This is a genomic window from Streptomyces silaceus (assembly GCF_001419745.1).
Lineage (GTDB): Bacteria > Actinomycetota > Actinomycetes > Streptomycetales > Streptomycetaceae > Streptomyces > Streptomyces silaceus.
Genome location: NZ_LIRJ01000371.1, coordinates 1 through 9,227, shown reverse-complemented (window position 1 = coordinate 9,227; position 9,227 = coordinate 1). Strand labels below are relative to the sequence as shown.

General features: G+C 75.0%; 7 protein-coding genes. 4 read left to right on the top strand and 3 right to left on the bottom strand.

Annotated features, from left to right (window positions below; genetic code table 11):
• Window positions 1-289 precede the first annotated feature (289 nt).
• From AOK22_RS29925 to AOK22_RS29915, 3 genes are read right to left on the bottom strand one after another with little or no spacing between them, the layout of a single operon-like run.
• On the bottom strand, window positions 290-1,003 hold the full coding sequence (locus AOK22_RS29925; RefSeq protein ID WP_107102063.1) for an RES family NAD+ phosphorylase: 714 nt from the start codon (window positions 1,001-1,003) through the stop codon (window positions 290-292).
• Window positions 1,000-1,671, bottom strand: coding sequence for a hypothetical protein (locus AOK22_RS29920; RefSeq protein ID WP_055701849.1), 672 nt, complete (start codon window positions 1,669-1,671; stop codon window positions 1,000-1,002). The genes AOK22_RS29925 and AOK22_RS29920 overlap by 4 nt, the downstream gene beginning before the upstream one ends.
• Complete coding sequence (locus AOK22_RS29915; protein ID WP_055701848.1) at window positions 1,668-5,201, bottom strand: CHAT domain-containing protein; 3,534 nt, start codon at window positions 5,199-5,201, stop codon at window positions 1,668-1,670. The genes AOK22_RS29920 and AOK22_RS29915 overlap by 4 nt, the downstream gene beginning before the upstream one ends.
• Before the next feature lie 283 nt (window positions 5,202-5,484).
• Here AOK22_RS29915 and AOK22_RS29910 point away from each other — a divergent pair, with 283 nt between their 5' ends.
• The 4 genes from AOK22_RS29910 to AOK22_RS29895 all read left to right on the top strand — a co-directional run.
• Window positions 5,485-6,081 (top strand): TIGR03086 family metal-binding protein, encoded by a 597-nt coding sequence (locus AOK22_RS29910; protein ID WP_055701847.1) that lies wholly within the window; start codon window positions 5,485-5,487, stop codon window positions 6,079-6,081.
• A gap of 154 nt (window positions 6,082-6,235) precedes the next feature.
• Window positions 6,236-7,441: an NAD(P)/FAD-dependent oxidoreductase gene (locus AOK22_RS29905; RefSeq protein ID WP_244165135.1), complete on the top strand. Its 1,206-nt coding sequence runs from the start codon at window positions 6,236-6,238 to the stop codon at window positions 7,439-7,441.
• A 112-nt stretch (window positions 7,442-7,553) separates the two neighbouring features.
• On the top strand, window positions 7,554-7,847 hold the full coding sequence (locus AOK22_RS29900; protein ID WP_107102064.1) for a (2Fe-2S)-binding protein: 294 nt from the start codon (window positions 7,554-7,556) through the stop codon (window positions 7,845-7,847).
• A partial coding sequence (locus AOK22_RS29895; protein WP_055701846.1) for an FAD/NAD(P)-dependent oxidoreductase occupies window positions 7,828-9,227 on the top strand: 1,400 nt, incomplete at its 3' end. The genes AOK22_RS29900 and AOK22_RS29895, both read left to right, overlap by 20 nt.

Here is a 9,227-nt window from a genome sequence, read left to right as displayed (position 1 = left end):
GACGTGTGCGCTGCCGCCCGCTTCGACGGGCAGGGACGGGGCAGGGTGGGTGGAGGTCGTGGGGTTCAACGGGTGCTCCGCAGCTCGCAGGGAGCCGGGCAGCGGTCAGTGGCCGCCCGGCGGGAAGCGGGACGGCGAGCGCTGAATCAACAGGGAGAAGGCGCCGCCGTCAGCGGGCGGAGCGGACCTTCTGCGACCAGATACCTCGTGCCATGCCGCACAGCGTAGTCACACGAGTGCCCGGCGGGCCACTGCTTTTCTCTGCGCCTCTCTCGGCGCCTCCGGCCGGCTACTCCGCGCGATCGTCGAAGCCGGTGGCCGACTGCTCCGCGCAATCGTCGAAACCCGCGGGCGGCACGATCGCCGACCGCAGGGGCGCGAGCAGTCGGTTGGCCTCCGCGACCCCGGCGGGTGAGCCCAGATCCGCGACTCCGCCCCGGTGCTCCTCGACGAGCGCCTCCTCGCAGCAGCGGTCGCCGAAGAGCACCAGCGCGAGGCCGGGCCGGTTGCGGCGGGACTGCCAGACGAGTCCGGAGGTGTCGGTGGCCTGCGCGCGGATCTCGCTCGCCCAGCGGCGCGTCTTCGCGTACCGGTCGCCCTCCGCCTCGAGGAGCCAGGAGTCCTGGCAGACGGCGGCCAGGTCGGCCTCGGTGACCAGCGAGACCAGGGTGAGCTCGCGCCGGGTCGTCAGCAGGCTCAGCGACTTGCCGTACACGGCGGCATAGGGGACCAGGCGCATCCGGGTCTCGACGTCGAACTCCAGGGAACGCAGCAGGGATTCGGCGAGCGCCGTGGTCGGGTCCTCGGCGACGTACAGGTAGGAGTACGGGTCGTTGGACGTGCCGTCGAAGCGGTTGCCGCCGAAGTGCGGGTCCGCGGACACCGGGTTGAACTGCTCGGACGGCCGCGTGGCGCGGTGCAGCCGCCACAGCCTCGTACCGGCGGGGAGCGTCTGGCGGCGGGGGCTCATCTCGTACGCGGACGGTGCCACGGTGCCGGTCATCCGTCCCCCTCGACCAGCGCGCGGGCGGCACCGTCCAGTTCCTCGTCGGGGAGCTCGCCGAGGAGAGAGGCGGGCGGACCGCCGAGCCGGCTGTTGCCGCCGAGCCACCACGCGGCGGCGCCCCAGGGGTCGATGTCGGCGAGGAGCGTGCGGTTGACCTTGAGGACGACGCCGTACGGCCTGCCGTCACGGACGAACTGGAAGTCGGGATAGCGCGGGCCCCGTTCGGGATCGGGCAGCCGGATCAGCTCGGAGGGGACGGCGCCGTCGCAGCGGGCGCGCGCCTCGTCCTCGGAGAGGGAGGGCGCCGTGAGCAGTCGGCGCTGCGACGTCTCGACGATCGTCTCCGGAGTGACGGGGGTGTCCGTCTGCTCGGTGAGCTGCGCGAGGAGCATGCGCGCCTCCCCCACCGCGACGGGGCCGACCGGTGGCCCCGCCAGGCGTTCGGAGTCCACCGCGAGCCGTACCGGATGCTCGAACGGCAGCGGGAGCAGGGCGAGTCGGACGCCTTGGAGGGCCTTGCGCACGGCCCTGTTGTCGTCCGGGGCGGTCTCGGCGAGTGCCCGCACGCGGGAGAGGAGCAGCTGCCGCTGTGCGTCGTCGAAGTGCGTACGGATGCTGTCGAGGTGCTCGGCGACCAGGTCGAGGAGGGGCCGCTGGGAGTTCACGCCGTCCGCCTTTCCGGGCCCGGGTGCCCTTGGTGGATGAACGCCGCCCATACCGCGAGTCGTTCCAGGCCCGGCCGGTCCATCTCGCGCAGCAGCGCTCCGCGCAGCGACCCCGGGTTCTTGCGGTCCGGGTCGAGCATCCACATCTGTGCCGTCCGGAGCGCGTCGGCGGGGCTGTGGCCCTCGACGTGGAGGTAGTGGTGGAACACGGCCATCATCAACGCGGACGCGGCGTCCTGGGTGGTCCACCGCGAACCCACCACATCGCGGGCTCCGCCCGACACGAAGGCCGTCGTCAGGGTCAGTGCCTCGTCGTGGTCGCGGGTGCTCAGGTCGGTCTCGCAGGCACTGAGGACGACCAACGGCCCTTCCATGGCCTCCTCTTCGCCGGTGGACGCGTCGAGCAGGCGGGTGACGGTGAGCATTCCGGGGTCGGGGTCGGTCCTGCGGGCGGCCCCCCCGACCGACATGGCGCCGGTGTCCCCCGCGCTTTCGGGGAGGGCGAGGTGCAGGGCCGACACGGTGGGGCGGACGCCGGCCGAGCCGTGGGAGGCCACGTGCAGCAGGGCGGGCGACTCCCGCAGGAACGCGAGGAGTTCGTCGGGCGTGCCGGTGGCGGCCGGTTCGGCGGGCGGTTCGTAGAACTCGCCGTAGAGCCGCGCCCCCGGGTAGAACGCCTCGTACAGCGCGGTGGCCTCCTGTTCGGCGCGGGTCAGCTCCTGGCGCGGGTCGGCGACCAGCGCGGTCGGGGCGGTGGCGGGGTCGCGGCGCGCACGCCGCACGGTGCGCAGGAACTGGCTGCCGGAGGCCGCGTAGGTGACGACCGCGATCTGGCAGGCGTAGTCGGCGGGCGCGGCGGCGGGCAGGCGGGCCGCATGCCAGGGGACGACGCCGAGGCGGCCGCACGGCACGAACACGATGCGGGGCGGGCCCTGACGGTCCTTGCGGCGCTGTCCGTCGGCGGCGAGCCGTTCGGCGACGCCGGTGAGGACGGGCGCCAGGACCGCGTGGTACGCCCAGTCGCACAGCGTCGACAGGGCCTCTTCCCAGGCCTGGTCGGCGCGTGGGTCGCGCGGGTTCTGGGAGCGTGCGGCGGCCGCGGCGAAGTACGCCTCCAAGGGGCCGCTCCCGCTCTCCGAGAGGAGCGGCAGCGCGCGCACGCCCGTGCCGGTGTCCGGGCCGAGGACGACCGCCATGCCGGGCGTGTCGCCCCGGCCCGCGAGCAGGTAGACCAGCGCGTCCGCGTCGCCCTCGCGGACACCGGCCCGCAGCTCGCCCACCGTGGGGGTCGTGAACAGGCCCTGGTGCCGGTAGCCGAGGGCTTCGAGGGCGCGGCGGCGCAGGGTGCTGGGCAGTTCGGAGGGGAGATCGGAGGGACGGTCCGCGGCGGACTCGGAGGGGTGGTCGGTGGGCTCGGTCAGGTGGTCCGTGGGGCGTTCCGGCCCGTCTTTCCGGCCTGCTGCTCCGGCGGCGGACGCGGCCACGTGCCAGGCCTCGGCGAGGTCGTGGTGTCCGCGCGCCCGGAGCAGTTCCGGTACGGCGCGCGACGCGGACGCCGCCCGCAGGACCAGCGCGCGCCCCAGCTCCAGCGCGGCCACCGCCTCCTCGACGCGCCCGTGCGACGCCGCCCAGACCGCGGCCTGGACGCCGCGTTCGGCACCGGAGCGCGCGGTCACCAGGCCGTGCTCCGAGCCGAGTTGGAGGACGACGTCCGCGGCCAGTGCGTGCAGGGCCTCCATCGCGGCGGTCGTGGCGGCGGTGAGGTCGGCGGGATCTTCGGTACGGGCCCAGCGGGTTCGGTGCCCTTCCGCCAGTTTCCACAGCGCGTCCGCCGCGAAGTGCGGGATCTCGCCCTTCCGTACGCCGTCGCGGACCTGCTCCAGCGCCGCGAGGGCCGCGTCGAGGTCGGCCCGGTCCTGCGTGAGGCCGTGCCGGGTGACCAGCGAGAGCGCGTAGGTCCAGTGGTCTCCGGTCGAAGCGCCGGGCGGCGGGGGCCGGTCCTGGATGAGGGACGGGTCCTCGGTGACGGCCGCGCGGATCGCGCCCTGGCTGGTGGTGAGCGAGGTCAGCCACTCCTCGGCGAGCGCGGCGCCCATGCCCCCGGCCTCTGCCGCCCGCTCCTGGTGGGCGACACCCCGCAGCAGCATGTCGGCGTCGCCGGTGAGCCCGCCGAGCGTGGTGCAGGCCTGTCCGGCGGCCATGAGGACCTGGAAGCGGAAGTCGTGGTCCCGTGGGGTGGCGCCGGCGAGTGCCTCCAGCTCGTCCACGAGCTCTCGTGCGCGTCGCACGTCGCGTGCCTCGTCCGCCTGACGTACCTGGTCGATCAGGGTGAACAGGTCCGTCAGCAGCTTGAACTCGGAGGCCGTGGCGCCCGGGGACGCGGTGAGCGCGGCGAGCTTCTCCGTCATCTCCCGCGTGTACGCGCGGGCCGCGGACTGGTCCTGAAGGTTGCCGCCGACGCCCTGCCCCAGGTGCAGCAGGGATCCGATCAGGGCCTCGGCGAGCGAGGCCATCTCATGTCCGGGCGGCAACTGCGCGTGCGCGGCACGCAGGCGCGCGATGGCCCGGTTGAGGATGTCGGGGTCGCCGCTCCGGGCGGCCTCCATCGCGGCGAAGACCGTGGGGAAGATGGCGTTGACGGCGATGGCCACGGCGTCGGACTCGGGGTCAGCCTCGGTGCCTGGCGCGGGCCGGGAAGCGGGTGGCTCGGGTCCGGGAGTGGCCGGCACGGGATCCGGGGTGAGCGGCGCGGCCTCGGGCGTGGCCGGCGCGGACGTGGCCCCGGGAGTGGCCGGCGCGGACGCCGGAGTGGACGGCACCGGTTCGGGCGACGGCTCCGGGCCCGCCGTCATGTCCATCATCAGCCGCATCTCGTCCGCGTACGGAAAGCCGTCCGGAAGGTCGCCGACGAGGCGGCTCATGCCGTCGAGGTCCCGGACCCCCGAGAGGGTCGACATCACCGCGCCCACCTGCTGGATCCGCCGCATCATCTCCGGTGGCAGCGGCAGCTCGGCGACCTCCGCCGTCAGCACCCGCATCTCGGCGGCGGTGTCGGCCATCCCTCCGCCGCCCTGCCCCATCTGCCAGTCGAACAGGGTGGAGAAGGACGGCGTCCTGCCGACGCCGCCGCCCATCTCCCGTACCGGCATGACCAGCAGCAGGAGGAAGAGTGCCGCCCACCGCCGGTCCTCCGGCCCCGTGCCCGCCCCGACCGTCGAGCCCGGCTCCCGCGCATCCCTGAGCAGGTGCCGTGCGCGCTCCCGGTCTTCGGCGGCGCCCTCCCCCGCGAGGTACCGCAGGGCGAGCACGGAGCCGAGCCGCACGGTCACGGCGCCGCGCAACGCCGGATCGTGGTCCAACAGAGCCACCAGCTCGGTGAGTTCGGTGACGGATTCGTCGTACTGCGCGGCGGTCGGCGTCGCCCCGCCCGTGAACGGGAACAGCCGCACCGCCCGCTCCGTCGCCGCGGCGGCCCAGGCGCGCAGCCCCTGGACACCTCCGCTCTCCTCACCCTCCACGCCGTCGCTCACCCCTCCCCCTCGGGCCAGGGGTTTCACCGAAGCCTCAACCACCCCTGGCCTGAATCATCATGACGGTTCCTCGGCGAATGGGGAGACGGAAGGACGGTCCAACCCGGTCTTCGCCCAGAATCTGCCCCGGAGGCGCCCGGAAGGACGGCTCGCACGACCGGGACGGACGCGCGCCCCACCTCCTGATGACATCCGGAAAACCTGACGGCTGTTGTCAGGTTATGGCGCGATGCTCCCTCCGTACCGCACACCGCGGCCCACCCACGGACAGGAGCAAGACCTGATGAACGCCGCCACGGACCCCCGCCCCCTGCTGCGCCGCACGGCCGATCAGTTCACCGCGCTCGTCGCCACCGTCGAGCCCGGCCGGCTCGGCGACCCCACGCCCTGCGACGCGTTCGACGTGCGCGCGCTGATCGGCCATGTGCTGAGCGGCACGCACGCCTATGCCCAGCTCGCCGAAGGCGCGTCCAGTGATCCGACGATCGAGGACTTCAGCGAGGTCCCGGACGGCGACTGGACGGCGGCGGCCTCGGCGGCCGCCGAGCGCCTCGTCACGGCCGGGCAGGACCTCGACGACGACGCCTTGGAGCGCATGGTCGATCCCGGCTTCGCGGCCATGCCGCTGCACGGCGCGCTGAGCGCGGTCGTCATGGAGATCGCCGCCCACACCTGGGACCTGCGCGAGGCCCTCGGCGCCAAGCCCGAACTCGACCCGGAGACGGCGGAGTTCTCGCTCGCCTTCGCCCACCGGGCCCTGCGGCCCGAGCGCCGCGGCGGCCCGGTGCCCTTCGGGCCGGTGCGACAGGCCCCCGAAGGGGCGGACGCGTACGACGAGTTGGCGGCCTGGCTGGGCCGGGAGGTCCGGCCCACGGCGTGACGCGCGGCCGCACCATCGTCCGGGGTCCCGGTGCCGCACGACGTCGTGCGGCACCGGGACCCCGGACGTCTCCGGAGCCCGGAATTCCGCCACGGAGGCAGTCAACTCCCGCTACCCCCTTGGCAGTCCGAGTGCCATGTGAAATATTACTGATGTGCCCACGAGAACCCCCTCACTCGTCACCCGCACGCCGGGCAGCCGCACCCCGGACGTGATCGTCATCGGAGCCGGCGTAGTAGGCGCGGCCTGCGCCTACTACGCCGCCCGCGCCGGCCTGTCCGTCACCGTCGTGGACCGCGGCCCGGTGGCGGGCGGCACCACCGGCGCGGGCGAGGGCAACCTCCTGGTCTCCGACAAGGAGCCGGGCGCCGAGCTCCACCTCGCGCTCCACTCGAACGCGCTGTGGCGCGAACTCGCCGGGGAACTGCCCTCGGCCGTCGAGTTCGAGACCAAGGGCGGCGTCGTCGTCGCCTCCGACGAGACCCGTCTGACGGCTCTGCGGACGTTCGCCGCCGCGCAGGCCGACGCCGGGGTGGAGGCCCGCGAGATCCCCGCGGACCGCCTGCACGACCTGGAACCGCACCTGGCCGACGGCATGGCCGGCGGGTTCCACTACCCGCAGGACGCCCAGGTCCAACCCGCCCTGGCCGCGGCCCACTTGCTGCGCGCGTCGGGCGCCGAGGTCCGCTGCGGCGAGGAGATCACCGCCGTACGCACGGCCGCGGACGGCTCGGTGCGCGGCGTGACCACCGCCTCCGGTACGCGCCTGGACGCGCCCCAGGTGGTGAACGCGGCGGGGACCTGGGGCGGCGAGGTCGCCCGCATGGCCGGAGTGCACCTGCCCGTCCTGCCCCGGCGCGGCTACGTCCTGGTCACCGAGCCCCTGCCGCGCGTCGTCCGCCACAAGGTCTACGCGGCCGACTACGTGGCCGATGTCGCGAGCGGATCCGCGGCACTCCAGACCTCAGCCGTGGTCGAGGGCACCCCGGCCGGGCCGGTCCTCATCGGCGCGAGCCGCGAACGCGTGGGGTTCGACCGCACCCTGTCCGTGGAGGTCCTCAGGCGCCTCGCCGCCCGGGCAACCGCCCTCTTCCCGGTGCTCGCCGGGGTGCGGGCGATGCGTACGTACGCGGGTTTCCGCCCTTATCTCCCCGATCATCTGCCCGCCATCGGCCCCGACCCGCGCGTGCCGGGCCTGCTGCACGCCTGCGGGCACGAGGGCGCGGGCATCGGTCTCGCGCCCGCGACGGGAGTGCTGATCGCCGCCGCGCTCACGGGCAAGCAGCCGCCGGTGGACGCGGCCCCCTTCCGTCCCGACCGCTTCCCCGACTCCCCCTGTCCCGACTCCCCTGGAGCCTGAGCCTGATGACACCTTTGACGCGTGAGCCCGAGGGCGGGTGGAACAGGTGACACCGCGCCGCACGACCGGCTCCACGGCCGCCGCCGGAGCCCGCCGCCGCACACCGCGTGACGTGGTGGACGCCTCCCCCGGCCCCGCCTTCGAGATCACCTTCGACGGGCGGCCCGTCCCCGCGCTGCCGGGTCAGTCCGTCGCCGCCGCCCTGTGGGCCGCCGGCATCCTCGCCTGGCGCACCACCCGCAAGGAGGGCCGACCCCGCGGGGCGTTCTGCGGCATCGGACAGTGCCACGACTGCCTGGCCACCGTGAACGGCACGCCCAACCACCGCGCCTGTCTCCTGCCCGCCCGCCCCGGCGACGCGGTCACCACCCAGGAGGGCTCGGGCCATGCCGACCTCGCCGTCTGAGCCCACGGAAGCCGCCCGCGCCTTCGACCTCCTCGTCGTCGGCGCGGGGCCCGCGGGCCTCGCCGGGGCGGTGGCCTGCGGCGAACTGGGGCTGCGCGTCGCCCTGGTGGACGCGGGGGAGCTGACCGGCGGGCAGTTCTACCGCAACCCTGCTCCCGGCCTCGGCGCCCGCCGGCCCGAAGCCCTGCACCACGCCTGGTCCGCGTACAGCCGCCTCCTCGGCCGACTGGCCCGCTGCCCGAGCGTCACCCACCTCTCGCGGCACCACGTGTGGAGCGCGGCCGACCCGGACGACGGCGGGCAGTGGACCGTCCATGCCCTCACCGGACCGGACGGCACGGACCGCGCCCCGGTGCGGCTGACGGCGCGCGGTCTGCTCATCGCCGCGGGCGCCGTGGAGCGTCAACTGCCTTTCCCCGGATGGACGTTGCCGGGCGTCGTCAGCGCCGGCGGGGCCCAGGCCATGCTGAAGTCGGGGCTCGTCCTGCCGGGGCGGCGGATCGTCGTCGCGGGCAGCGGTCCGCTCCTGCTGGCCGCCGCGACCTCGCTCACGACGGCGGGGGCCGACGTCCCGGCGGTCGTCGAGGCCACGGGATACCTCGGCTACGCCCGCCACCTCGGCGCCCTGGCCGCCAACCCGGGCAAGGCCGCGGAGGCCGTCGCGCACGGCTCGGCGCTGCTGCGCCACCGGGTCCCGCTGCACACGCGCAGCGCGGTCACCGCGGCGCACGGCACGGACCGCGTCGAGGCCGTCACCGTGTCCCGTGTCGACGAGCGGTGGCGGCCGGTTCCCGGGACCGCGCGCCGTATTTCCTGTGACGCCGTCGCCGTCGGGCACGGCCTGGTCCCGCAGATCGATCTGGCGACCGGCCTCGGATGCGACGTGCGTCGCGCCGTCGACGGCTCGTACGCGCTGGCCACTGATCGGAATCTCCGGACGTCGGTGCCCACCGTGTGGGCGGCCGGCGAGAGCCGTGGGGTGGGCGGCGCGGCGCTGGCCCTGGCCGAGGGCGAGCTGGCGGGCCTCATGGCGGGCGCCCGGCTCGGTGGCCTGGCGGCCTCGCCCGCGCGCACGGCCCGGCTGCGCCGCCGTGTCGCGCGCATGCGGTCCTTCGCCGACGCGATGGCCGCCGTGCACGCCCCGGGGCCGGGCTGGACCGACTGGCTCACCGGGGACACCGAGGTGTGCCGGTGCGAGGAGGTCACGGCGGACCGCGTCCGCGAGGCCGTCGCGGACCTCGGCGCCCGCGACAACCGCACGGTCAAGCTCCTCACCCGGGCCGGGATGGGGTGGTGCCAGGGGCGGATCTGCTCGACGGCCGTCTCCTGCCTGGCCGCGACGGGCGTCTCCCGCCGGGCCCCGGCGGGAGACGCCCGTCG